The 24,017-nt window shown below is 53.6% G+C and carries 22 protein-coding genes; 5 read left to right on the plus strand and 17 right to left on the minus strand.

Features of this window, described 5'->3' with window-relative positions:
* Positions 1-26: 26 nt before the first annotated feature.
* Both Q2B33_RS14385 and Q2B33_RS14390 read right to left on the minus strand, forming a co-directional pair.
* A complete protein-coding gene (locus Q2B33_RS14385; RefSeq protein WP_300566029.1) occupies positions 27-230 on the minus strand; it encodes a helix-turn-helix transcriptional regulator in 204 nt (67 codons plus the stop codon).
* A 155-nt stretch (positions 231-385) separates the two neighbouring features.
* Positions 386-964 (minus strand): GNAT family N-acetyltransferase, encoded by a 579-nt coding sequence (locus Q2B33_RS14390; RefSeq protein ID WP_300767343.1) that lies wholly within the window; start codon positions 962-964, stop codon positions 386-388.
* A 284-nt stretch (positions 965-1,248) separates the two neighbouring features.
* Between Q2B33_RS14390 and Q2B33_RS14395 the strand changes: the two genes are divergently transcribed.
* The 5 genes from Q2B33_RS14395 to Q2B33_RS14415 all read left to right on the plus strand — a co-directional run bounded on the left by Q2B33_RS14395 (position 1,249) and on the right by Q2B33_RS14415 (position 4,898).
* On the plus strand, positions 1,249-1,623 hold the full coding sequence (locus Q2B33_RS14395) for a GntR family transcriptional regulator (RefSeq protein WP_296474760.1): 375 nt from the start codon (positions 1,249-1,251) through the stop codon (positions 1,621-1,623).
* Between the two features lie 105 nt (positions 1,624-1,728).
* The gene (locus Q2B33_RS14400; RefSeq protein ID WP_300566024.1) at positions 1,729-2,616 is read left to right on the plus strand and encodes an ABC transporter ATP-binding protein; all 888 of its coding nucleotides are present in this window, start codon (positions 1,729-1,731) and stop codon (positions 2,614-2,616) included.
* Positions 2,617-2,691: 75 nt separating this feature from the next.
* Positions 2,692-3,333: an ABC-2 transporter permease gene (locus tag Q2B33_RS14405; protein WP_300566022.1), complete on the plus strand. Its 642-nt coding sequence runs from the start codon at positions 2,692-2,694 to the stop codon at positions 3,331-3,333.
* 124 nt (positions 3,334-3,457) lie between these two features.
* A complete protein-coding gene (locus Q2B33_RS14410) occupies positions 3,458-3,910 on the plus strand; it encodes a DUF4869 domain-containing protein (protein ID WP_296474754.1) in 453 nt (150 codons plus the stop codon).
* Positions 3,911-3,923: 13 nt separating this feature from the next.
* Positions 3,924-4,898 carry a translation initiation factor 2 gene (locus Q2B33_RS14415; RefSeq protein WP_300815388.1) on the plus strand — a complete coding sequence of 325 codons (975 nt, stop codon included), beginning with the start codon at positions 3,924-3,926 and terminating at the stop codon, positions 4,896-4,898.
* Positions 4,899-5,078: 180 nt separating this feature from the next.
* Here Q2B33_RS14415 and Q2B33_RS14420 read toward each other — a convergent pair whose 3' ends face one another.
* The 15 genes from Q2B33_RS14420 to Q2B33_RS14490 form a co-directional block, all read right to left on the minus strand.
* The gene (locus Q2B33_RS14420) at positions 5,079-6,128 is read right to left on the minus strand and encodes a Panacea domain-containing protein (protein WP_300898346.1); all 1,050 of its coding nucleotides are present in this window, start codon (positions 6,126-6,128) and stop codon (positions 5,079-5,081) included.
* A gap of 105 nt (positions 6,129-6,233) precedes the next feature.
* Positions 6,234-6,782, minus strand: coding sequence for a hypothetical protein (locus Q2B33_RS14425; protein WP_296474748.1), 549 nt, complete (start codon positions 6,780-6,782; stop codon positions 6,234-6,236).
* 96 nt (positions 6,783-6,878) lie between these two features.
* Positions 6,879-7,412, minus strand: coding sequence for a hypothetical protein (locus tag Q2B33_RS14430; protein ID WP_300573596.1), 534 nt, complete (start codon positions 7,410-7,412; stop codon positions 6,879-6,881).
* A complete protein-coding gene (locus Q2B33_RS14435; protein WP_300573592.1) occupies positions 7,409-7,648 on the minus strand; it encodes a hypothetical protein in 240 nt (79 codons plus the stop codon). Before Q2B33_RS14435 ends, Q2B33_RS14430 begins: the two co-directional genes overlap by 4 nt.
* A complete protein-coding gene (locus Q2B33_RS14440; RefSeq protein WP_300573589.1) occupies positions 7,649-8,176 on the minus strand; it encodes a DEAD/DEAH box helicase family protein in 528 nt (175 codons plus the stop codon). It abuts the gene before it with no gap.
* Between the two features lie 42 nt (positions 8,177-8,218).
* Positions 8,219-10,288 carry a beta-galactosidase gene (locus Q2B33_RS14445; RefSeq protein WP_300573586.1) on the minus strand — a complete coding sequence of 690 codons (2,070 nt, stop codon included), beginning with the start codon at positions 10,286-10,288 and terminating at the stop codon, positions 8,219-8,221.
* A 71-nt stretch (positions 10,289-10,359) separates the two neighbouring features.
* Positions 10,360-11,952 carry an AAA family ATPase gene (locus Q2B33_RS14450; RefSeq protein WP_300573583.1) on the minus strand — a complete coding sequence of 531 codons (1,593 nt, stop codon included), beginning with the start codon at positions 11,950-11,952 and terminating at the stop codon, positions 10,360-10,362.
* A 217-nt stretch (positions 11,953-12,169) separates the two neighbouring features.
* Positions 12,170-13,906, minus strand: coding sequence for an extracellular solute-binding protein (locus Q2B33_RS14455; protein ID WP_300573580.1), 1,737 nt, complete (start codon positions 13,904-13,906; stop codon positions 12,170-12,172).
* A gap of 183 nt (positions 13,907-14,089) precedes the next feature.
* Positions 14,090-14,959 carry a carbohydrate ABC transporter permease gene (locus Q2B33_RS14460; protein WP_300774266.1) on the minus strand — a complete coding sequence of 290 codons (870 nt, stop codon included), beginning with the start codon at positions 14,957-14,959 and terminating at the stop codon, positions 14,090-14,092.
* A gap of 13 nt (positions 14,960-14,972) precedes the next feature.
* Positions 14,973-15,917, minus strand: coding sequence for a sugar ABC transporter permease (locus Q2B33_RS14465; RefSeq protein ID WP_300573574.1), 945 nt, complete (start codon positions 15,915-15,917; stop codon positions 14,973-14,975).
* A gap of 290 nt (positions 15,918-16,207) precedes the next feature.
* On the minus strand, positions 16,208-17,728 hold the full coding sequence (locus tag Q2B33_RS14470; protein WP_300815393.1) for an extracellular solute-binding protein: 1,521 nt from the start codon (positions 17,726-17,728) through the stop codon (positions 16,208-16,210).
* Positions 17,729-17,823: 95 nt separating this feature from the next.
* Positions 17,824-19,227 carry a helix-turn-helix domain-containing protein gene (locus Q2B33_RS14475; protein ID WP_300914082.1) on the minus strand — a complete coding sequence of 468 codons (1,404 nt, stop codon included), beginning with the start codon at positions 19,225-19,227 and terminating at the stop codon, positions 17,824-17,826.
* Between the two features lie 28 nt (positions 19,228-19,255).
* Complete coding sequence (locus Q2B33_RS14480) at positions 19,256-20,956, minus strand: sensor histidine kinase (RefSeq protein ID WP_300815381.1); 1,701 nt, start codon at positions 20,954-20,956, stop codon at positions 19,256-19,258.
* A gap of 292 nt (positions 20,957-21,248) precedes the next feature.
* Positions 21,249-21,461 (minus strand): hypothetical protein, encoded by a 213-nt coding sequence (locus tag Q2B33_RS14485; RefSeq protein WP_300784116.1) that lies wholly within the window; start codon positions 21,459-21,461, stop codon positions 21,249-21,251.
* A 136-nt stretch (positions 21,462-21,597) separates the two neighbouring features.
* A complete protein-coding gene (locus Q2B33_RS14490; protein ID WP_300815380.1) occupies positions 21,598-21,771 on the minus strand; it encodes a hypothetical protein in 174 nt (57 codons plus the stop codon).
* Between the last annotated feature and the right edge of the window lie 2,246 nt (positions 21,772-24,017).

Consider the following 24,017-nt stretch of genomic DNA (forward strand, 5'->3'; position numbering starts at 1 on the left):
CGGTTTACCTCCTCGACTGTTCCTTCTCATGACGGTTCCTCCTCATAGATGAAGATGTCCTCAATAGCCATTCCGAAATACCGCGCTATTTTGAACGCCAGCAGGATGGACGGATTGTACCGTCCGTTCTCCAGCGAGCCGATGGTCTGCCTCGAGACCTCCAGCACGGCGGCAAGGTCCTCCTGCCTGATCCCGCGGTCTTTGCGGATTTCCTCCAGGCGGTTCTTCATGGCTTTCCTCCTTGTATTGCTCTTATTTACAGAGTTTTATGGAAAGTATACTTTCCATTATACGCGGATTTGGAAGAATGTCAAGTATACTTTCCATATTTATTTTTAATTTCTTATTCTTGTTTCCCTCTGACTTCCCCGCTGGCGCTGACCGGCTATTTCCCCGCAGATTTCCCCTGCTCCGCCTCATAGTCGCCGCGCAGGATTCCATAGACGCGCATATCGCAGATTCCCTGGTTGTTCCGGCCCGCCTGGCGCAGGAGGCCTTCATAGCGCAGCCCGCACTTCTTCATGACCATTCCACTGTGAGGGTTGTTCGCATCATGCTGGGCAAAGATTCGGTTCACCCCCACTTCCCGGAACAGAAAGCGAATGACCTCCGAAAAGCATTCCGTCGTTATCCCGCGATGCCACCATTCCTTTCCGATACAGTATCCCACCTGGGCCTCGCCCACCTCTTCTCGCCAGGTCACCACGGAAATGCTCCCGATGGGTTCCATGGTCTCCTTCCAGATGATAGCCCACTGATAAGATGCGGGGTCGCTGTTCTTCTCCACCCAGGAGGCCACCACCTTTGATGTCACCTCCTCCGATGTATGGGTGGGCCATGTCAGGAATCTCGTCACCTCCGGGTCGTTTGCCCAGTTGCGGAACATCGGCCTCGCGTCCTCCGGCACGAATGCCCGCATGATCAGCCTCTCCGTTTCCAGTTTCCTGCTTCCTAAATGCTCCATTTCCTCTCCTCTCTGCCCCTTTGGCTGACGGCAAATCCAGATTTTCGATGTATGTCAACGCCTGCACTTCCCGTCTGTCAACAGAAAAACGACGTTCTCCATAAGTCCCGGAAAAATATTAGCCTCTATTCTACTCTCTTTCCAGATAATGTCAATGAGTCCTTTTCAGAAAATATGCAATATTTCAAGCCCTATTTAAAAAACTTGTATCAACCTACTTGACAGAAAAGTGCATATAGTATATAGTGTGCATATAGTCACATCACACTAAAGGAGGACGAAAATTGAAGATACTGATTTCCAATGCCTCAGACAGTCCTCTCTACCAACAGATTAAAGACCAGATCAAGGATGCCATCCTCAGGGGAGAGCTTGCGGCCGGGGACGCGCTGCCCTCCATACGGGCCTTCGCCAATGACATCAAGGTCAGCGTCCTCACCGTGCGCCGGGTCTATGACGACCTGGAGCAGGAAGGCTTCGTCACCAGCCAGGTAGGCATAGGCACCTTTGTCTCTGCCGGCAATGTGGAGCTTCTGCGGGATTCCAGGCGCCGTGCCGTGGAAGAGAAGATGCAGGACATGATACAGACGGCAAAATCCCTGGGCATCGGCAAAGAGGAGCTGTCGCAGATGATGGATATCCTGTACGAAGAAGAATGAATCCCTGCATCGGCCCGGATATAGGCGGCCAGGGACGCAGGGGAGCTTGAAAATATTCTTCAAGTCAATCAGCATGCGCGTAGAGGCGCGCGAGGGAGGCACGACATGAAAAACATCATAGAAGTATCCGGCCTGAACAAATCCTACGGGAATTTCGCACTGCAGGATGTGACCTTCTCCCTGCCGGAAGGCTGCATCACCGGCTTCATCGGCGTGAACGGAGCCGGGAAGACCACCACGCTGCGCACGCTCCTGGGGCTTACCGGAAAAGAGTCCGGCGATATACGCATCTTCGGTATGGACATGTCCGGACATGAAAGGCAGATAAAGGAGAGCATCGGTATCGTGCTGGACGACGGCGGCTTTTATGAGGAGCTGACGCTGGCGGAGATGAAAAATGCCATCGCCCCGGCCTACTCCACCTGGTGCGAAGCGGATTTCCGGGAATACATGGACCGCTTCTCCCTGAATCCCAGACAGACAATCAATACCCTCTCCAAAGGGATGCGGGCGAAATACGCCCTGGCCCTGGCACTCTCCCACAAGGCCCGGCTGCTGATCATGGACGAACCCACCAGCGGACTGGATCCCCTGGTGCGCAGCCAGATTCTCACCGTCCTGAGGGATTTCATGGTCCAGTCCCGTCCCGGGGAGGAACACCTTCCCAGAGGCGTCTTCTTCTCCACCCATATCACCTCCGACCTGGACAAAATCGCGGATATGCTGGTCATGATCGATGACGGCAGAATTCTCTTCCAGGAGGAAAAGGACGCTCTGCTGGAGCGCTGGCGCATCGTCAAGGGCGACCGGGCGAAGTTGGATATGGGGAACCGTGAACTATTCTTCGGTCTGGAGGAGACCGCCTACGGCTTCACAGGCATCACACAGCAGCCCAATCGGGTGCTGACCGCCATGCCGGACGCGATCCTGGAGCGCCCCTCCATCGAGGACATCATGCTGGCCCATATCAATACGCGGCAGGCGAAAGCCTGAGGACTGTCGGTCCGGCCAGGAAATGGCAATAGCTAATTTGAACCAGATGCGAATACTGAAACAGGAGGCAACGAAATGCTATATCATTTGATCAAAAAAGACTTTATTCTCGTAAAAAAGTACCTGCCGATGATGATAGGGATACCTGCCCTGATACCGCTGTACGTGGGCACCCGCCCCATAGGAGGCGCGGCCCTCATCGGCTTTACATTGTCGTCCGTATACACCCTTTTCATGACCGTGCAGTACATTTTCTTGAAAGAGAGCCAAAGCCCCAAGGCCCTGTCCCTGCTCTGCGCCGCGCCCTATCCGCGCTGGCTCCTGGTGGGGGCAAAGTACTGCCTGGTCCCCATCCTCCACCTGGCATGCTGCCTGGTCTTCCTGGCGGAGTCCCTGGTGGTGCCGGGTCTTGCCGCTCTGCCCATGCAGGCTTACGCTTCCGTGCTGTTCGCGGACTCCCTTTTCTTCAGCATATACATGCCGCTCCAGTATAAGCTGGGCTTCGAGCGGGTCAAGCTGCTTCTCCTGCTGCCGATCATCGCTATGTCATGGCTTTTTCCCCTGCTCGTGAAGCTCAGCGCCCAAATCCGCTGGAACCCCCTGGCAGGCATCCCGGCCTGGGCCTCCTCCATCGCCCTCACAGCGGCCAGCTTCGCCGTCCTGGCAGTCTCCGCGCTGGTTTCCATACGGATTTTCGGCAGGAAGGATCTGGCCTAGGAACCGGGAGCAGCGCATTCCGTAGGATGGGAGCTATAATTAGGATTGTGAAAAAGCGGCAATCGTGTTAGAATAGACGTGTGAAAGCGCTTAATATGGAACCATCGGCGAAAGGCAGAGAAGCATGCTGAAAATATGGTATTATGGCGGCGTATCTTATATGAACGACGCGCCCTCCTATTTCGATAATGTATATGAGGACGAATGGATCGAGGATCCCTTTGTCAAGGAAATGATCCAAGACGTGGACAGTTCCACTGTCATAAGCGCCCATATCATCGAGAGCCCCATCCTGGGCCCCATTACCCCGAAGGAGCTGTCCGGCGGCGTAAAGGTCCTGATCCTGATGCTGAAAGACGACTCCTTCGTATACAATTTGACCAACTGCGGCAACAACTGCGCCAAATGGGTGTTGAAGATTGCCGAGCAGAAAGACCTCACCGTATATCTCCAGTACATGATCCGCTTCGAGGGGGAATTCGAGATTCAGATTATGAATACAGGGAAAATCGTCCATAACCGGAAAGAATATGTACTGGGGCTGATTGAGGCAGAAAGGCTGATGGATGAAAGGTAGCTATCATTTTCGGGTGAAGAGCAAAAGGGCACTGTTCGATTTTACATTGCGCAGGAACATCACTGTCATTAAGGGAGACAGCGCCACCGGCAAGACGACGCTCCTGCACATGCTGTACGAGTATCTTCGGACAGGACGGGAATCCGGCTACTCGGTTTCCACCGATGCGGCTTATTATGTCTATCTGCGCCAGGAGGTGGGGATGCGCTGGCAGGAGATTTTTCCTCGCCTAAAAGACACCATCATCTTCATTGAGGAAAACAACACATTTGTCTTTTCTCAGGAGTTTGCCGCTTTTGTCCGCGACTCCGGAAATTATTTCGTGCTGGTGACCCGCGCGCCTCTCAAAATGCTGCCTTACAGCATACATGAAATCTACGAAATCCTGACAGCTGGAAAACGCGCGGATATAAAGGAGTCCTACCATTATTTCAGGGAAATGTACAGCAATTACCCTGTGGTCGAGAACAATCGGATAGCATGCGCCATAACGGAAGACAGCAACGCGGGCTTTCAGTTCTTCGCCCATGTCTTGAAGGACAGCAAGCTGATAAGCGCAGGAGGAAACGGCAATGTCCTCTCCTGTCTGGAGCAGACGGACTCCGCCGATACCCTGGCCATTGTGGACGGGGCCGCCTTTGGAGCCATGATCGAGAGCTGCCTGGAATATATAAAAGTACAGACCAATCGGCGAATAGCCCTCTGGATGCCGGAATCCTTTGAATACCTTATACTGAAATCCGGCGTGATATCCTCCAGGGAACTGGAGGATATCCTGGCTTCCCCCTGGAACTATGTGGAGGCGAGAGAGTCTGAAAGTTGGGAACGCTTTTTCACACAGCTTTTGATATCTCTGGCAAAGGACACACCCTTTCAATATTCCAAGCAGACCCTGAATCCCTCTTACCTGCAGGACAGGACTGTTAGGAAAATCGTAGACGGATTTCCGGCGGCTATAAAAAACCGCCTTTTCGATTTCCAGGCGTAAGTCCATCAAGGCCAGGCTATTCTCTCCGCATTTCATTCATTCAGCGTAGGCTCTATGATCAATTCTTCCATGAACCACATTAAATCCGGATAATCCGGCTCTCTCTCCCTGTATCACCGGGCCAGCCTGCCTATACCCGGAACCGCTTTCCTGAGCACAAAAGGTTCCATCTGCGATGGATTATGATGCCTTATCAAGCATGTCGCGAATATATTTCCGTAGGCCGTCCTCCGTATCTATGCCGTATTTTTGGTTTATCGCGATATAATACCTCATAATCCTCTCTTTGGGAAGAAGCTCACTGGAAGGTATGCTGTCGCCATATCCTTTCCTTGCTTCCATCCACGGATTCTCATTGTGAGCGACCTTCTCCAATGCCTTTCCGCCATACATTCCGAAAGTATTTACCACAAGGTCGATTACATGCTTCTCGTCATCCGTCAGGGCATCCGACCTTCCTTCCAGAAGCGCAAACCGTGCGTCATCAATCGGATTATATTTGAAATCTCTGAACAGGTCATAAACCTGCGGATAAACCGGGCCGTGGATCCATGCCCTGCAGTCTTCCTCAAAAATCGGTCTTCCGTACAATGCAGAATAAACGCCCTGGATAAAATACAGAAGCTTCTGCAGCATAAGCGGGGTCACCTCTTCCAGCTTCTCAAATATATACGCGATTGCCCTTAGCATCTTATCCGAAACGGAAAACAGGCTCTCTATGCTTTCAGCCGCCAAAAGCGCCTTTTTGTATGCCGCATCTGTCAGCTTCGCCCGGTTCTCCATGAGCTTCTGCTTCATATATACCGGAGACGTCAGCGCAGCTTTTACGATATCCGAATACTCTTTAGAGGGTACTTGTCCTTCCAGATATCTCGGTATGGTCACCTCGCCGAATCCAAGAGCCAGGGACAGAGGTGCCTTCCCAATCTTATAGATTTTCATGAGCTTTTCAATATCATCGATTGATACAAGGCATTCCGCCGCCCTGTACTGCTCGTCGATTTCCTGAACATTCTTGTCAATAAGACCGGGAATGCTCATTTCCTCTCCACACTCCGCACAGACGGCCACCGTGATTGCAAAGGTATATTCCTTATCCCTTATATTCTTTGTGATGTCTTTCTTCTGCAGAATGTACTCGGTCTCTTTCCTGCATTCTATACAGAAATCTATATTCAATACTTTACCCTCCGAAGAGCGCATGATGTCATTTTTCTCTTTTCCTATCATTAGCATACGCTTATGATTGCTTTTTGTCAATATCCAATCATAAAAAGACGGTAGGAGAATTTCCCACCGCCAAAGTCTCAAAAGCAAATAAGTGATTTACAGCATTTATTGTGTCATATCCTTATATATGGTTATTATATTTCCAGTTTCCTGTACCAGAATAAAGCGTATGTCTACTTTGCGAATTTGTTCCAGTTTTGACCATCGCTTCGCTAATTCCAGACTCTTTTTCGTATACGGCACCGCAACAGCCGGAATCGTATTTTCATCCATAAAACAGCTGGTCATCAGTTGTCCGATGGCTTCCCTCATAAGGGGGTACTCCTGGCCGCTTTTTCCTTGTCTGCTTTTTTTGCTTTCCACAAACAGAATCCTTCCATCCCGTAAGCAGATTTGGACATCTCCATATCCCGGAATGGATTCCAGAATGATTTGCTCTCTTTGGCCTTCTATGCGATACCTGCCTTGCCAGCGGCCGGGATCTCCATCTATTTTGACACAATGATTTTCTTCCAAAAATCCTTCAATGTCAAAATGCAGTGCCTTTCCGGTTTTGATATGTGCGCCGTCAACCGAAACTTTCACATCATGCTCCGTGAGATGGTTTTTGATGTAGTACATAGCTAAACGCAAACTTACTTCCGGTTCTGTCATACTTGTCAGCCTCTCCTTATCTTTCGCTCATCTATCACTTTCTTCCTGCTTTTCTGCCCACATGGGCATTTGCGCCCATTATATCAGGTCTTGCTTTTAAATCACCCGTATGATTATCATTTCATCAAGACCGATTTCCCCGACATCACATTCCTCTCTTCCACGGAGATAGGTCTGCATATGGTAGAACATCAGACATTCCCGAAAGTATCTCAGCAATTCCTGTGTACGACGTTTATAGCCATATATTTTGAGCATTGTGCGCAGCTTCATTCTCACATAGTCCTGCCCTTCTAAATATAGAATCTGCAGACGCTTCATTTTGAAGAACAAATCCATATCAAAATTTTCAGTCATGAATGCCGCTTCCTCCATCCCACGTCCAAGAGCTTCAAAATCCTTTTGGACAGAGGGAAATTCTTTGTCTATTGTAGGCTTGTCGCATAAATAATCCGTCCAATAGTACACGTCAAGATACAGCTTTCGCAGATTGGAACGATAACAGGGAAGCAGAAAAAGATTGTCGTTTTTCCGTATATTTTCCAGCAGGATGCTGGCTGTCTTCGTTCCCATATCGTAGCTATGGATGATACAGGCGATATCAAACGAGCCATAGTACAGTTCAATCACAATGATCCCAGTTCCTCTGTGTAGTAGCTTTCAAAAATCGGTTTTGACAAAATACGTCGGCTGATCAATTCCTTCAGGCCGATCTGATATGTAATGCCGATGTCGCCATGAACTATTTTCCCTGCCCGCAGGCCATCTGCATAGATTTTAGCAAGAAGTCCTTTTTCGTCATCCGCGGTACGGAAAGGAGTTGCGGTCAATCCAATCAATTTCACATTTTGGACTTTGGCTTTCACCTATTCGATAACCTTCCGGTAGGTCTTGGCTGTTGAGTGATGGGCTTCATCAATGACAAGGAAAATATCCTTTTCGCCTCTTAACCAAATGTCCAATGCGCTGATGTCTCTTCCAGCACTGTCCTTGCTGATAATCAACAGATTGTCGGTTGCCTGAATGTCGATCATCCGGTCATGGCAAGAGGCTCCGGAGATGATTCGGTATTGAAAAAAGGGAATATGCGGAATCACCTCCGAATATGCGAATTTTTGAAAAGATTCTGCCGCCTGGTCGAGCAGCATCTGCCGGTGTGCAATCCACAGAATCTTTTTCTTCTGGTCTAAGGCATTTTTCAATAACCACATTGACATGGTATATGTCTTTCCCCCGCCTGTAGGCAGAACGATCATCGTGCTGTATTGCCTGCTGGCATTGATGATATTCAGGTTTTCCATTGCCCCCTTTTGATGTGCGTAGGGCATTCTGTTATTTGCCCCTTTTTTGGGGAACACCTTTCCATAAGATTCGACTTCAATATAGTCTTGCATCACCACTGCCTCCGCTTTGCTTTTTTTGAACGCTATCCTGTCTCAATAGGCAATCATCGGAATGGACTCCGCTTCTTTTTCGCATCTTGGGGCCTGTCCGGCGGCTATCCGGTAGACCCGGCCGCTGCACTCCCTGATCTGCTCCAGCATTTCGGGGTAGGCGCAGGAGCAGATGTCGAAGAGGCCGATGTTGTAGTTCTCTCCGTCGAAGCGGCCCAGGGTGAACTGGTCATAGCACTGGAAATAATGGCAGCCGACGCCATAGGGGTGGGCAGCTACGCTCTCACAGTAGTAGCGGTAGGCGGTGCCTCTGTCATGCTGGCTCTTCACGGCCTCCAGCCCTGTGGCCGGCAGGCCGGCGTCCAGGGCCCCGAAGTGGAATTCTCCTATCATGACGGGCAGATCCACGCCTAAGTCCGCCACATGCTGTATCTTCTCGGTGGGATCCACGGCGTAGCAGTTTATGGAGAACACATCGAAATTCTCCCAGCCGGTCACCAGGTCCGGATCCGATATCCAGGCCCAGCGCATGCCAAGTATCATATGGTTGGAATCCACCTGCCTGCAGGCCCGGACAGGAATCTCCACATAGGCCCGGAGCATCTGTCTGGAGAATTCCCGCATGTCCCCACGGGACTGGGCCGTCCATTTGGACACGTCCCGCTTAGGCTCCCGTAGACTTTCGAAGCTCTCCAGAGCGCAGCCCCAGGCGGCGTTCAGCCTGTGGATTTCTCCGTAGCGCTCCCGCAGGAATCCGATCAGCCGCTCCTTGCAGGTTGTGTCCGCCGGATTGTACAGCACCTCGTCCGCCAGCACCAGGTTGTCCACGAAGGCCCACATGGGCTCATTGCGCAGGAAATATCCTATCATCAGCGGGTCATCCCGGCGTGCTGCCAGCGCCTGGGCGCAGCTTTCGGCTTCCCTGGCGTATTCTTCGCTGAACACGTCCGGAAAATCCCGGAAAACTGTCTGCTTAGTGGCAGGGAATTCCGGCAGGGACGTGACATAGGGGATGTCCAGCCTGCCCAGGAGCTTGCCGTCGCTCCAGTTCCCCAGGGTGTTCATGCCGTATTTCTTTAGCTGGCCGCAGATCATGTGCTCCCATTTTTGCTGCCAGTCTTCTCCGAATGCACGGTACAGGTTCGCCTTGAAGAAGGAGAACTGACGCATTCCCCGCTTCCGGTTCCCACGGGGCGCTGCCTGGGCGAGCATGCCGCCGAATGCGGGGTCATCCTGCTCCGGCAGCCACTCCAGCCAGTTCTCCACGCCGTCTATGCGGCAGTCGCCGCCCAGGCCTACGCAGTCCGGCCCCATGCTGAAATAGGCGTAGCCCTCCGGATCAGTGAGCCACCATCTGCCGTCCTGCTTGCATTTGGAGAAATAGCCTGTGCCTTCTTTCAGCTTCTTTTCCTTCCAGCCGCCCCAGGCAGACCAGTTCTCGAAGGGGTAGCCGCTACCGCTTTCCGCAAGCTGGGCCTCCAGGCGGAGCTTTAAATCCGCATCACTTTTGACTTTTCCGGTCCATTCTTTCCATGTTGACTGACCGAATCGGTCAACCGGCTTCCTGTCAGGCAGTGTCTGTTCGGGATAGGTATCTGTCAGCATCATATCTGAAATCCGTAGCTTTACATCGTGGAATGCGGGCATGGAAGACAGGACGATTTCTGAAAGTTCCTCTCTGGATACTCTCCTGCCGTGGCAGACGATTTTCAGGGTGCCAGGCAGGGCCTCGGGGAAAAGCTCTCCGGCGTCCATCCAGTTCAAATCGATGCAGACGGTGGTCTCCACTCTTGGCAGCAGGCCAAGGCGGACTGTGAATGCGGGCTTGCGCTCTTCTTCCATGGAATGCCCCTCTTCCATGGAATGCTTTTCTTCCATGGAATGCTCTTCTTCCATTTCCTCGTGCACATAAGCCAGCAGGTTCATGGCTAGGCTGTGCTCCTCCAGCACCTCTATGCGGAAAGTCAGGTATCTCTCCTCACAGGTCATCAGCTGCGGGAGCAAGAATCCCGCGCCCTCTTTCGACAGCCGGAAAATCCCGCTGCCCTCTTCCTGTTCCTGGATGGACGCACCTTTTGTAAGCTGCAATTTATTTAACTGGATTTTCTTCATATTCGTAAATCCGCCTTTCTTATTTTGTTTAACGATTCCTCCCTTTTATGGGTTCTTCAAGATTCCTGTTCTCAATGCTCTGCTCTCTCTATGGAATGCACCTTTTCTATGATACAGCTGTGGGGCTTGTTCGGATCGTCCTTGTCGTAGTTCACGCCCACCAGCAGTATCTCTCCCACATAGCCTTCCAACGCCTGTGTATACTGCCTGTCCTTAATCTGCTGTATGGCAGCGCTGACGGTCTTGTCATATTTCAGTTCCACCACCAGCGCGGGCTTGCCCGTGTGGGGCAGAGGAAGGAAAACGATATCCGCATACCCCCGTCCGGAGGGCAGCTCCCGAATCATCTTGTACTCTTTCCTGGCGCTGTAGTAAGCCAGACTGATTGCGCATGCAATCGAATTCTCATCATTATATGTCAATATGGAAGCCACCTCCGTATGCGCCCTGTCCAGCCCCTGGGCTACGCTCTCAGCATCTCCCCGCAGCGTGTCCTCCAGAAGCTTTTCGGATGCCTTCAGCACCCGCATCACCTCCGGCCAACCGCCCACGCTCATGGCATTCTCGAATTCCCCCATAATCTCCTTGTTGGGGATGAACGCCTCCTCCGTCTCGGAGTCATACCCCAGATATCCCAGATGAATCAATAGCGTCAGGACATCATCCTTTGTATCAAAATTCCGCATATCGTTCTGAAAGCTACGGGTATTGACCTTCACCCGCTCTCCGCCCAGCATCCGCACGATGTCCGAGCGAAGCCCATCGAAGTCCATGTCCATATAGATTTTCAGCGCCTCATAGGTCTCCGTGGAAGTCCAGTAGTTGGACAGCACGCCGTTGCGCATGGCAGCCACCACAGACCTGGGATTGTAGATATGGCGGAACCGCCGCAAGCGATATCCGTCATACCAGTCACTTATCTTCTCAAAATCCATGTCGAACCGCACACATAAAGCCTTTACTTCCTCTTCCGTAAAGCCGGTGTATTCTTCAAAGGCATACTGATTGGTCATGGAATACTCCCAGAACATGTTCAGAGCGGAATGCTGCCCGTACTTCTTCACCGGCAGAATCCCTGTTATATAGGCCAGCGCCACGAAAATCTGGTCTTTCAGGAGATTGCGCAGGAAATCAAGGTACTGCTTCTGCAGCGCCTCGGACTCCTGCCTTTCCCGCATCACACAGTCCCATTCATCAACGAGAAAGATAAACGGTCTGTGCGTTTTCGCGTAAATTTTTCTCAGCGCAGCGGCAAGTCCCATGCTCTGCCCTTTTAAGATGTCCTCATACTCCTCCTGCAATTCCCCTGTTACTTCCTGCTCCAGATATTCTGTCACCTTTTCGGAATCTGTCTCAATCAGGAACTGCTGCATGTTCAGATAGATAACATCATATCGGTTCAGATGCTCTGGGAAAGATTCGTTGCTCTCAATCTTAAGCCCCGCGAACAGTTCCCTGGAATCATAGCCGCTGCCATAATAGGCGGCCAGCATCTGAAGCGCCATGGATTTCCCGAAACGCCTTGGTCTGCTGACACAGACATATTTATCATTTGTATTCAATAATTCATTTGTACAGGCAATCAGATTCGTCTTGTCCACATATATCTTGGAGCGAATCGATTCCCGGAACCCCTGGTTTCCCGGATTCAGATAAATTCCCATAGAGCACCTCCTGTTCCCGTAGCCAGCATCTAAATCTTCAATGAATGCCCTTCTTCAATGAATGCCCTTCTTCATTTCCATCTTAGCACACCACCACGGACTATGCAAAAGAATTCTGGGACAGCACAAAAATTGCAAAAAAATTCCCTGAAAAAGGGGCCGCCGCAGCCGCGACAGCCCCTCTTATCATGGCATCTTGCTCTACAGATTATCTGTATCACTTCACAGATTGATACCACTCATTCACTTCCTGCGTAATCTGGTCTCCGCCCTGTGCCTTCCAGTCCTCCACGAACTTGTCGAAAGCATCGATGGATTCCTTGCCGTAGATGATGTTGGTGTACAGCTGCTTCTCCATGGTCTGGAGCTGCTCCCAGCTCCTCTGCATGGTGGAGGTAGGCGCTGTGTTGAACATATTGGGAAGCTGCTCCTCCGTATGCTGTCCCGCGATCACATAGCCCTCGGCCATGGCGGGCGAAGTCTCGAAAGCTGCCGCCGCACGGATTTCTCCACCGCTCTCCGGCGTCTTGCCCCCTGATACGTTGACATAGTCGTCCGTGGTGTTCAGCGCGGGGGAGTTCTTCATGACTGTGCTCTTGCCAGGCATGAAGGGATCCGTCACAGGGGGATCGAACAGCGTGCTGTCGAACACCACCTTATCGTTTACGATATCGTAGTCATACTCCTGCAGATAGCCGTACTGGAAGTCGCCGGTTCCGAAAGCCCCGTCATACAGCCAGTCCAGATATTTGAAGAACTCTTCCATATGCTCGAACTCGCTGTTGAACATCAGCCAGCCGTCATTGACCTCGGCTGCCTGGTAGGTGGGATCCCCATTGTCCTGCCGCAGGGTCGGATAAGCCTTGATCACGGCATCGGGATGGACGCTGGTCACGTCAGCCACGGAGCCGATGGCCCAGGGACGACCGATGAAGATGCCTGCCTTGCCCTCCGTGAACTGTCCCATGGCGTCCCATGCGCCTGTGGCGGCAGCCTCCTGGAACAGCCAGCCGTTGGCATGCCACTGGGCGATCCGCTCCAGGGCCTTCTTGTTCCCCTCGTGGATGGAGCCGTACATCAGGTTGCCGCTCTCGTCCTCCTGCCAGCTGCCGGGATAGTTCTTTCCGGAATAAGCTGAGAACAGGGTCACAGGGTCTGCCACCCAGCCGGTGTTGTAAAGGTCGCTGCCGGAATAGGTGAAGCCATAGGTATCCTTCTGGCCGTTGCCGTCCGGATCGTCCTCGGTAAAGGCCTTGATGACAGCCTCGAACTCGTCCATGTTGGTCGGGGCCTGGAGTCCTAAGTTGTCCAGCCAGTCCTGGCGGATAATCATGACCTGGCCCTCTGTCAGATGGGGGGAGCAGGCGATTCCGTATGTCCTGCCGTCCTTGGTCAGCGGATAGAAGGTGGCGGGATACTGGTCATAGACCTCCTTCAGACGTTCCGGCATGTACTGCTCGATGTCGTCCGTGATGTCCTTCGCCCGTCCGGACTCAATCATGTCCGCAATCATCTGGGTGCCGTACACCGGGAACACGTCCGGCAGATCCTCGGAACCCGTCAGGGCCAGGCGCAGCTTCGTGTCATAGTTTCCCGCATCGCCGCCTAGCAGCGTGGTCTCCATCTTCAGGCCCAGCTTCTCCTCGGCCAGCCGCGTCATGGGATTGTTGTTGATGTCGTCCCCGGAGGCGTACCGCCCGGTGTTCTCGTCAAGCTGCTTCGCGATGGTGATGGTCAGCACCTCGCCGCTGCCGCCGGCCTCTTCCCCTGCGTCCGCGACGCTGCTCTCCTCTTCCGCACCGGCGTCCGCACCGGCATCCTCGCTGTTCTCCGCCGCGGGACTGCTCTCCTGGCTGCTGCTCCCCTGGCTGGATTCCCCGCCGCTGCCGCCGCATGCGCTCAGAAGCATTGCCGTGCCCAGCAACAGACTTAAGGCTACTTTTCTTTTTTTCATTTTCATCCTCCTCGATTGATTTTTATGGAAGATGCCGCTTCCATGGGAATGTCCTCATCCATCCGAAGACCTTTCCTCCATATGGAATGCCCCTCTTCCATTTTATCTCAAGCCCCTTCAGGGGCGGAGATTCTGCTCCTCTTCCATGGAATGCTCCTCTTCCATGGAATGCTCCTGTTCCATTTACTCCTTCACAGCTCCCATGACGATGCCCTTTGCGAAATGCTTCTGCAGGAACGGGTACACCATCAGGATGGGCAGCGCGCCGATGAACACCTGGGCCGCTTTGATGGTGCGCTCCGACATGGCCGCCGCGGAGGTGGGATCCAGGGCCAGATCCTGCTGGTTCCCCTGCACCACGATGACCTGCAGGAAGGAGGCCAGAGGGTAATCCTTGGTATCCGACATGTACAGGATACCTGTGAACCATTCATTCCAATTGCCTACCATGATGAAAAGGGCTACCGTGGCCAGCCCCGCCTTGGACAGGGGCAGGAATATCTTCCACAGGATCTGGAAGAAGTTCGCGCCGTCCACCAGAGCCGCCTCCTCCAAAGCCTTTGGAATGGACTTGAAGAAGTTCATGATCAGTATCAGGTTATAGCAGCTGAACGCCCCCGGAATAATGTAGACCCAGAAGCTGTTCTTCAGGCCCAACGCTGAATTCACCAGGTAGCTGGGAATCAGGCCGCCGCCGAAAAGCATCGTGAACACGAAGAACCACATCAGCGCCGTCCGCCCTCTGAAATCCTTGGACAGGGCGTACCCTGCCGTAACGATGACGAACATACTGAAAAACGTACCGATCAGCGTCCGCGCCACGGAGATGGCGATGGAACGGATGAAGTTCGCGTTCTGGAAGGTCTTCTCATAGGCCATGGTGGTAAAGTCCACCGGCCAGAAGGTCACCATGCCGCTGTTCGCAGCCGCCTTGCCGCTCAAGGAGATGGCGAACAGGTTCAATAGCGGCAGCACGCACAGCAGAGCCATCAAAAGCAGGAATATCGTATTACAGACAATAAATACCTTTCTCCCCGTAGAAACACGTCTCACTTTCATCCACCTCCTAAAAGATTCTGTATCCGGCGAACTTATACGCCAGCTTATATGCAATCGCCGTCAGCAGGAGCCCTACTCCCGACTTGAACAGGCCCACCGCCGTACCAAAGCTGTACTGTCCGTTCACCAGGGACTGCCGGTACACATAAGTGTCGATGATATCGCCTGTGCTGTAGGTCAGGGGCGAATACAGGTTGAAAACCTGGTCGAAGCCTGCGTTCAACACGTTTCCTAAGCTCAGGGTAGCCATGACGATGATCATGGGCAGGATGCCGGTGAGGGTGATATGTATGGTCTGCTGCCAGCGGTTGGCCCCGTCCATCTCCGCCGCCTCATACAGGTTCTGGTCGATGTTGGAGATGGCCGCCAGGTAGACGATCATGCCGAAGCCGAAGCCCTTCCACACATCGGATATGACCACGATCTGCCGGAACATCCCGGCCTCCCCCAGGAAGAAGATGGGATCCACGCCAAGCTTCTGCAGAAAGCTGTTCACGATTCCGTCCAGTCCCAGGATGTCCCGCAGCATGCCTGCCACAGTAATCCAGGAGAGGAAATGGGGCAGATAGACCAGCGTCTGGATTCCCTTCTTCAGCCCCGCATGCCTGACCTCGTTCAGGAGCAGCGCCATGGCAATCGGCACCACCAGGCCGCATATGATCTTCGCCACCGCGATGATCAGGGTGTTGATGATCGCCTGATAAGATTCCTTGAACATGAAAATCTGTTTGAAATTCTCCATGCCGATGAATTCCGATCCCCGGATCCCCAGCCAGGGCTTATAGTTCTGGAACGCCATCACCAGGCCGCCCATGGGGATATAGCAGAATATCACCGCCAGTATGATGCTGGGCAGTACCAGCACGTACAGCGGCCAGTTGTGCGCCACTTCCTGCCTCCAGGTCTTCGGATGCCCCTTGAGCCCTTTGGAATGCTTTCCTTTCATTCCCATTTCCCGTCCCTCCTTGTTTTTTCGTCCATTTTTTAAGAATTTTCTGTTGAAATTCTTTCCTGTTGCCTATTATAATGGAAAACCTGTCCAAATCCTATGAAGCAAATCTCTCTGTTTCGCCTGAAAAATAGACATGAAACCGGATTCAATATGTCATTTTCTTAGCAGGAATAAAAAAAGGACAATCGAATGGCGACTGTCCCTGTGCATATTGCAGCGCGACACAATGAAGATGAGCATTCTTTGAAGAAGAGCATTCAATGAAGAAGGGCATTCTTTGAAGAGGGGCATCATGGCTCCTCCCGCATCCTCTCGTTCACGATCCGTATCACATCCTCCAGCCCTGCCTCCTCGTACTCCTGCCTGATTTCCTCCCACATCTCCTCCACCGGCTCCGAACCGGTCATGATGCGCACGAAGTCGCCCCCAACCTGAATCGTGAAGTCAATCTGGGACTCCTTCATGATGCTGCTGCATCTGGGCTCATACGCCGGGATTGGGACAGTCTCCGCCTCCCGCATCAGTTCCATATCCCTCTCCTTGTAAGCCGATGGAATCGTGTCGGGAAATCGCTCGTCATACAAGCTGGAATCCCAGCGCACCAGTGTGGCGAACACCCCGCAGGAGGGATATTTCCCCGCTACATAGACCTCTGGATCATGCATTTCTACCCTACCGCCTACCACCTCATACAAATCCCCCTCCGGGCCGTAGGTGCCCAGGAAAGCTCCCTCGTCGCTCAGGAGATAATCGTAAATTTGAAGTATCCTATCCCGTTTTTCGTCATCCGCTTTGGCACTGATATAGGATTCGCTCCAGGCATAGCCCCAGATGGGATACGCCTTGTTCCCGTTCTTATCCTGCATGAGCCCCAGGGCTTTCACATCCTCCAGAAAATCCCTTCCATGGTATTCCTCCCAGGGAATCCCCAGGCTTCCGTACACGCCGCCGAATCCGCCGGAGTACAGGAGCGCCGCGCTCTCTCCCCGGAGAAACTTCTCCTGAGCGCTGTTGACAGTCTGCATCACCGCATCCTGCTCGATGACACCGGAAGTATACAGCTCCCTGCCCAGCCGGAACGCGGGGATCAAATCGTCGGTAAAATAAACAGGCCGATAGACACCGTCCCCATCCAGCTTCCAGAAGAACTGGGTTCCGTCCGCCACAGCGATGGAGGAGGCATAGGGCAGCAGAAGCCCGCTGATCTGATCCAGGCTCCCGGAGGTCAGCCCCTGGATGCCCGTCCCCTCCGGATCCTCCCGGATAATCGCCAGCATCATCTCCTGGAATTCCTCCCAGGTCTCCGGCTCTTCGGTGATGCCCGCCGCCTGGGCCAGATCCCACCGATAGGCAATGATCCTGTCGATGCTGGTCCAGGCCTGGGAGGGGTATGTGAGCCTGGGGATGCAGTACATCTCTCCGTCCGCCAAAGAGAGCTCTTCCTCGGCCAGCCCCGCTATATACTGCTGTAGGTAGGGGTAGGCTGAGAGATCCTTTGGGATAGCGCTCAGCAGCCCCTTCTGTATCCACTGGAAATAGTGGAGGGAATTGCGGAAATCCCCCACGAACAGATCCGGCAGGCTGTCCGTGGCCGCCCATCGCTCGATTTTCTCATAATAATCATTCCAGGTCATGTTCACAGGTACAAAGGTCACGTTGAACCGCTCTTCTATGGCCGTCAGCACCGGATCTCCCGCCAGAGCCTTCTCCGCGTCCCAGACTCCTATGGTAATCTTCATCCGCGTGTCCGGAACAGTCTCCTCCTTATCCGCAGCGCAGCCAATCACCCCCCCGGACAGCAAAATCATCATCAACCCCAAAAACAGAATCCGTCCTCTCATACCCTTCCTGCCGCTCCTTCCCCATCCTAATCTGCCGCCGTTTTGTGCCCGGCCACGCCCCGCCTTCAGCTATTGGTGCGGTACTGCCCCGGTGTCACCCCGGTAAATTTCTTGAACGTCTTGATAAAGTGGAAAGTATCGTTGAAGCCCACCTCCAAGGCAATATCCGTCAGAGGCTTCTTGGTATTGGCCAGCAGCTCCTTGGCATCTTCCAGCCGCTTCTGGGTCACATAGTGCACAAAAGTAATCCCAGCCTCCTTTTTAAAAAGCTGGCTCACATAGTTGGAATTCATATGCAGCACCTGGGCCGCCCCCGACAGGGAAATCTCCCCCTTGTAGTTCTCGTTGATATACTGCATCAGCTTCATGAACGCCGCGTTGGAGAACCTGGGCTGGTTCTCCGCCCCCAGACTGTGCTCCTCCAGGAGCCGCTTCAGCCGCCCTATCATTTCCGCAAAATCCCCATAGATTTCCACCAGCTGCTCTATGCTATAGACATAGGAATCGTTCTCCTCGTCCCGGGACTGGGACTGGGTGGAGACCATGTTGCAGAGCCGCAGGGCGCTGTACACGGTAAAGTCCCCCCTGCCCTTGTCCCTGATCTCCTCCAGCAGGGCGTTCAGGTCGCCCCACTGGCCTGCCTGGAGCTTCTCCTGGACGCTGTCCAGCCAGCGGTTGGCTTTTGCCTCGTCCGGTCGGGCGCATATCCGCTCCTTGCTGTCCACAAAATACTGGAAAGCGCGCCTGTTGCACTCCTCCAGCCCGTCGTAGATTTCGCCGCCGGATACCGCCTGCTCCAGATACCCGATTCCAAACCACCCGGGAATCTCCTCCAGAGCCTCCGCCAGCTCCGATACCCGGTCTGTCTTCATGATATAGCCCCACTGCCGCCAGCCCAGCCGCAGGCAGATCCCCGCCTGCTCCAGCGCCTCCATCTTCCGCTCCCCTACAGAGGCTGCAAGAAAGCAGCTCTCCTGGGTGAACCCAAGGCCCGAAAGGCATTCTCTGATTTCCGATGCGTTGCGTCTTTCCAGCACGTCCACCAAATCCTCCCAGTCCCCGATATGCCTGTCCCGGTTCAGGTTCTGCACCGCCTTGCGCAAAAACCGGGTCATCTGGGTATAGTCCAGGGGCTTTAAGCAGTATCCGATGACGCCGTACTGGATGGCCTTCTCCGCATAGGCGAACTCCGCGTAGCCGCTGGCGATGATAAGCTGCATCTTTTCGTTCCGCCTGCGCAGCTGCTCGCAGAGCTCCAGGCCGTTGATCCCAGGCATGCGGATATCAATGATCGCCACGTCCACCTGCTCCTTCTGGGCCAGCCTCAGCGCCTCACTGCCGTCAGATGCCGTGGCTGCCACCACCAGACCAAGCTCAACCCAGGGCACGGAGCCCACCAGAGATTGTATTACGGAATTTTCATCATCTGCTATCAATACCCGGAACATCTGCCATCCCTCTCCTTTCAAATACTCACAAATTCTTCTCACGCTCTTTTCACTCTTTTGCAGGCAGCCGGAGGGTGACCGTGGTGCCGTCCTCCGGCAGGCTCTCTATCTGGACGCCGTATCGCTCCCCGTACTGGAGCCGAATCCTGGCGTTGGTGTTCAGCGTCCCCACATGCTTCCTGGTGTCCGCGCTCTTCTCCCGCAGCATGCCCTGCAGCTCTGCCAGCTCCGCCTCCCCGATGCCCACACCATCGTCCTTTACCGTTATGATCAGATCGTTCTCCTCCACCCTGGCCCCAATGTAGAGGCTGCCCTTGCCGCTCTTGGGCTCCAGCCCGTGGAAGATGGAATTCTCCACAATGGGCTGCAGCAGCATCTTCATCACCTTCAGCTCCAACACGTCTTCAGAAACGAAATAATACACGGAAATCTTCCCCTCGAAGCGCATCTGCTGGATCCGGCTATAGGACTTGATAATGGAGATTTCCTCCTCCAGGGTTACCTCGTCCTCGCCCTTGGCGCTGTAGCGGAAGATATGGCCCATGTCCAGAGTCATCTGGGCAATCTCCGGCGCGTCCTTCTCCAGGGCCATCTTTCGGATGACCTCCAGGGTATTGTACAGGAAATGGGGATCCACCTGGCTGCGCAGATACGCCAGCTCCGCCTCCTGCTTCTGTACCTTCAGCTCATACAAATCCGTAGCGGACTGGAAGATTTTCCGGTTCAGGCTCTCTATGTCCTCCAACATGCCGGAAAACTCATGTCCAAGCTCCTCGATTTCCGAACATCCCCTCAGGTTCAGATCCGTCTCCAGCCCTCTCTGGCTGGACTGCCTGATCTGCCGAATCGTGGCGTGGAACTGGTGCAGAGGTCTCACCACTCCCCTGGACACCAGGAGGAAAAACATGGCACAGAACACCCCTGCCGCCATCACGCAGCCCCAGATCAGAAGCTGTATCTGCGTCATGCCCCTGCCCATGTCCCGCACATCCAGCGCTCCCACCAGGTAGCAGTCCATGTCCTCAAAGTAATAGCTGCGGATGTCATAATGTCCGCCCTCCGCAAGGTGCTCCGGATAATCCCCTTCCTGCCAGAGCCGATACACCTCATAGACCTCCTCCGCCGACTGACCGATGGAGAACAGGACGCCCTCCCTGTCAGTGAGGAAGTACATCTGGTTTTCCTCGCCGTCGTTCTCCGCCAGGAAATCCGCAGCATTCAGCGATATGACAATGGTCCCCAGGTTCTGCGTCCCGACGATGACATCCCCCGCATACACCATCATGTCCGGCTTCTCGGCTTCACTGGTGAAGCTGTGGCTGCAGAAGCCAATCCACCGAAAAGGCCTTCCGTTCACCATCGCCCGTATCCTGTCCAAATCCTCTCCGCGCAGCACATTGGAATAGTGGATTTTGTCATTGACCAGAGAGATATCCTCTATAGTAGACTCCAAAACCTTGTGTCTGGCCAGGCATTCCATGGCGGGGCGGCGCAGCGGGGACATCTGGGCATAGTCGCTTGCCAGAAGCGCCTGTATCGCATCGTCCTCGCCGATGTTGATACAGAAATTCTCCATTTTACCGTACATCAGATCCATCTGGTCAATCAGCCGCTGGGTGGCTACCTGCATATGCTCGTCCTCGCTCCTGCGTATCAGCGCCCTTATGGATACGCTGATTAGGGCGCATACCAGGACGAACAGGGCCAGCATCAAAATCACGATAGTCTTCATCTGATTCCGGATGCTCATCTTGTGAAATGTTATGTGAAAAGACATATTGCACCCCTCAATTATACTGCGCACCGGTTAAATTTGCAGTGCGACCCGACTGCAGACCGCCAGCCAGGTACTTACCCGGGGACACCACTGTAAATCCCGGCGGTCGGCAGTATATCTGCATTCAGTATAGCATGATGCTTTTTTGGAAAAAATGGATTTTTCTTAGAGATTGATTGGTTTATTTTTAGACGGTTCTAATGAATAGAAATCCCCACGGCAATGCCTTTTCGGCCCGCCGTGGGGAATCGACCTAATTGTATCTCTATACTATGGCTTCTATCAGAACTTTGTCACCTAGGCGGACTTCCCGGATGCCAATCTGCTTCTTCTGGTTGAAATTAAAGCTCAGCATATAGCCTCTTTTCAATTGGTAATCCTCCAGATATCCCAAAAGCTGCTCTTCTCCGCGGCGGTTGTATTCCGCTCCATGCCATATTTTCATCTCTATGACATATCGCTCCCCCCGGTAATCCACGATTACATCTGTCCTCCTCAGACTTCTGGTCCTGGCTTCGATATAGCATACTGCTTAACGATTTCACTTGCCGTGAAACCAGACTGCATAACGCTGACTGGTTCATTCGCATGATTACATTAGGCAGCATTCAGCGTTATGCAGTATAATTCCCGGTGCCGTTGATAATGGGCCGCATATCCAGATGCCCATCTGCCATAAACTGGCTTCTATCCTCCAGGGACGCCTTGTGGATATCCAGCTCCTGCATCCTCGCACCAGACAGATAGAAATTGTACAAGCGCATCTCGAAAATCCGATTCGCAATCAAGGTCATTTGAACTTACTCTATTCTCTTTCTGGGACTACCCTAAATTGCCCTCTCAGGATATTCGGGTGCGCCTTGGGATAAAGCGTCTGCCTGGGGCATATGCCAGGTGGTGGTGGCCTTGAACAGATCCCCGTCCACCTCCAGCGTCAGCTCCCCGCCCTGGAGCTCCATGAAGCTCTTGGCGATGGCAAGGCCCAGGCCGCTGCCCTCCGTGTTCCGGGAGGCGTCCCCCCGCACGAACCGTTCCGTCAGCTCCGAGGAATCCACCGTTATCTCCTGGGCGGAGATGTTCTTCAAGGTGATGATGACCGTGTCCCCTATGCGGAAGCCGTTCACATAGACCCTGGTGCCCGGCAGGGCGTATTTCGCAATGTTGCCGAAGAGGTTCTCATAGATGCGGTAGGTCTTCTGGCTGTCAAGAGGCAGTATCACCTTCTCCTCCGTCAGGTTCATCCGCACGTCCAGCCCTGCCTCCCCCAGCTTATCCGACATCTCGAATGCCACCTGCTTCAGCAAGTTCATGATGTCCAGGTCCATGATGTTCAGCGTGATGTTCTGGGAGCTGGCCTTGCTGAACTCGAACAGATCCTCTATCAGGCTCTTGAGCCTCAGGGACTTCCGCTCCAGCGTGTTCAGGTACTCTTCCCGCTGTTCCGGGGTAATGTCCTTCTCCTTCAGCAGGTTGATGTAGGTGATGATTGCAGTCAGCGGCGTCTTTAAATCGTGGGACATGTTCGTCACCAGCTCCACCTTCATCCGCTGGCTCTTCACCTCCGTGTCCACAGCCTTCTGCAGCCCATCCTGGATTTTGAACACCTGCTCCCGGAAGGGCTCGAAGATGCCCAAGTCCTCGGGAATGGACACGTTCAGGTTCCCCTCCGCGATCTCGTCCACAGCCTTCAGCAATATCCGGTAGCGCTTCTGCAGCTGGCTCACATATCGCCGCAGGATGATGTACAGCAGAACGGAGTAGACCACCACCACCGGGAAACCGCCTACCCAGAGGCTGCTTATCAGGAGCAGGATCACTGCGTTGGCAATCAGCAGCTTGACAATCGTCCAGTTTGCGTCCTTCGTCAAATCCATATGCGCCACCGCCTCATAAGCCCCCACCACCTTTCCTTTTATGAACGGGAAGAAACGGTATATCATGCTCCGCTGTCTGATATATCTCCACAGGCCCAGCTCCCGCAAAGCCCTGGCGCAGATGCCCGCATACCAGCAGCAGAACGCATACAGGGTGAGCGCCGCTATATTCAGCGCCATGGCCAGTACCTTGGCGCTGGTCAGGCTCAGGCCCAGATACTCCATAAACGCCCCCCCTGCCCTGCCGCTGGCCACATAGACGATGACGGAGAGAATCGCACTGCCGCTGGCCATCAGGCAGAATCCCACACAGACAAGGAATTCCAGCGAGACCGCGCAGGCCTTCTCCTCCATCCAGGGCTTTCCGGTCCCCGGCATGGGCAGGAACATCCCCAGCAGCGCCAGCCCTGCTATGCAAAGACCCAGAATTTCCCCCAGGCCGAAGCTGTAATAAGCATCGGCGGAAAAGTTGTGATAGCTGGACGTGGCATAGAATTGGACTTCCGTATCATAGGCCAATCCGTTGACCAGCCTGCCCACGTACAGGCCCTGGGACTTCTCCTTTCTGGCCTCCCATTCCTCTGTGGAAATGGCGTAAGTCACTGTACAGCCCGCGGGCCCCTTCATCCGCCCGTATCTGCCGAAGGTATCCATGGCCTCGGCCAGCTGGCCCTGGATGAAATTCGCCCTGACAGCCTCATTGGCCAGCTTTCTGATCTGGCTCGCGTCCTTGCCGCAGATATCGTCCCCGATGGTCACATACCCTGCGTCGTCGAAGCGGAAGCTGAGCTGGAAATACTGGGCCTCAGTGCTTCTGTTCCTGTCGTCCACGGACATGTTCGTCACATATTTCCCCGTGGCATGGTCCTCGATGATATAGTCGTAGCAACTGTTCAGGTCCGCGAAATTCGTCTCCAGAACGCCGAAGTATTCCTCCAGCATCTGCATTTCGTATTCCAGTTCATGGGAGTCTGTCCGGCCAATGTCGTAAACCTCCTGGCCGCCCGTGTAAGCCTCCAGCTCCTTTTCGTCCAGAATGCCCTCCTGTATATAGGCCTGCAGCTCCTCCCGGTTCAGATAACCTTCCAGGATGGCCTCCTGCATGGATATCCCCGTCAGCTCCTCCCGAGATCGGAAGAGCACACGTCTGAACTCCAGTC

The organism is uncultured Acetatifactor sp. (genome assembly GCF_948601915.1).
Taxonomy (GTDB): domain Bacteria; phylum Bacillota; class Clostridia; order Lachnospirales; family Lachnospiraceae; genus Acetatifactor.

Excerpts from the sequence above, each read along its gene's own strand:
- Q2B33_RS14455 (WP_300573580.1), bottom strand. The coding sequence starts at position 13,906 with ATGAAAAAAAGAAAAGTAGCCTTAAGTCTGTTGCTGGGCACGGCAATG.
- Q2B33_RS14450 (WP_300573583.1), bottom strand. The coding sequence starts at position 11,952 with ATGGGAATTTATCTGAATCCGGGAAACCAGGGGTTCCGGGAATCGATT.
- Q2B33_RS14420 (WP_300898346.1), bottom strand. The coding sequence starts at position 6,128 with ATGATAGGAAAAGAGAAAAATGACATCATGCGCTCTTCGGAGGGTAAA.
- Q2B33_RS14425 (WP_296474748.1), bottom strand. The coding sequence starts at position 6,782 with ATGACAGAACCGGAAGTAAGTTTGCGTTTAGCTATGTACTACATCAAA.
- Q2B33_RS14410 (WP_296474754.1), top strand. The coding sequence starts at position 3,458 with ATGCTGAAAATATGGTATTATGGCGGCGTATCTTATATGAACGACGCG.
- Q2B33_RS14445 (WP_300573586.1), bottom strand. The coding sequence starts at position 10,288 with ATGAAGAAAATCCAGTTAAATAAATTGCAGCTTACAAAAGGTGCGTCC.
- Q2B33_RS14470 (WP_300815393.1), bottom strand. The coding sequence starts at position 17,728 with ATGATGATTTTGCTGTCCGGGGGGGTGATTGGCTGCGCTGCGGATAAG.
- Q2B33_RS14480 (WP_300815381.1), bottom strand. The coding sequence starts at position 20,956 with ATGAGCATCCGGAATCAGATGAAGACTATCGTGATTTTGATGCTGGCC.
- Q2B33_RS14405 (WP_300566022.1), top strand. The coding sequence starts at position 2,692 with ATGCTATATCATTTGATCAAAAAAGACTTTATTCTCGTAAAAAAGTAC.
- Q2B33_RS14440 (WP_300573589.1), bottom strand. The coding sequence starts at position 8,176 with ATGCAAGACTATATTGAAGTCGAATCTTATGGAAAGGTGTTCCCCAAA.
- Q2B33_RS14385 (WP_300566029.1), bottom strand. The coding sequence starts at position 230 with ATGAAGAACCGCCTGGAGGAAATCCGCAAAGACCGCGGGATCAGGCAG.
- Q2B33_RS14465 (WP_300573574.1), bottom strand. The coding sequence starts at position 15,917 with ATGGGAATGAAAGGAAAGCATTCCAAAGGGCTCAAGGGGCATCCGAAG.
- Q2B33_RS14390 (WP_300767343.1), bottom strand. The coding sequence starts at position 964 with ATGGAGCATTTAGGAAGCAGGAAACTGGAAACGGAGAGGCTGATCATG.
- Q2B33_RS14400 (WP_300566024.1), top strand. The coding sequence starts at position 1,729 with ATGAAAAACATCATAGAAGTATCCGGCCTGAACAAATCCTACGGGAAT.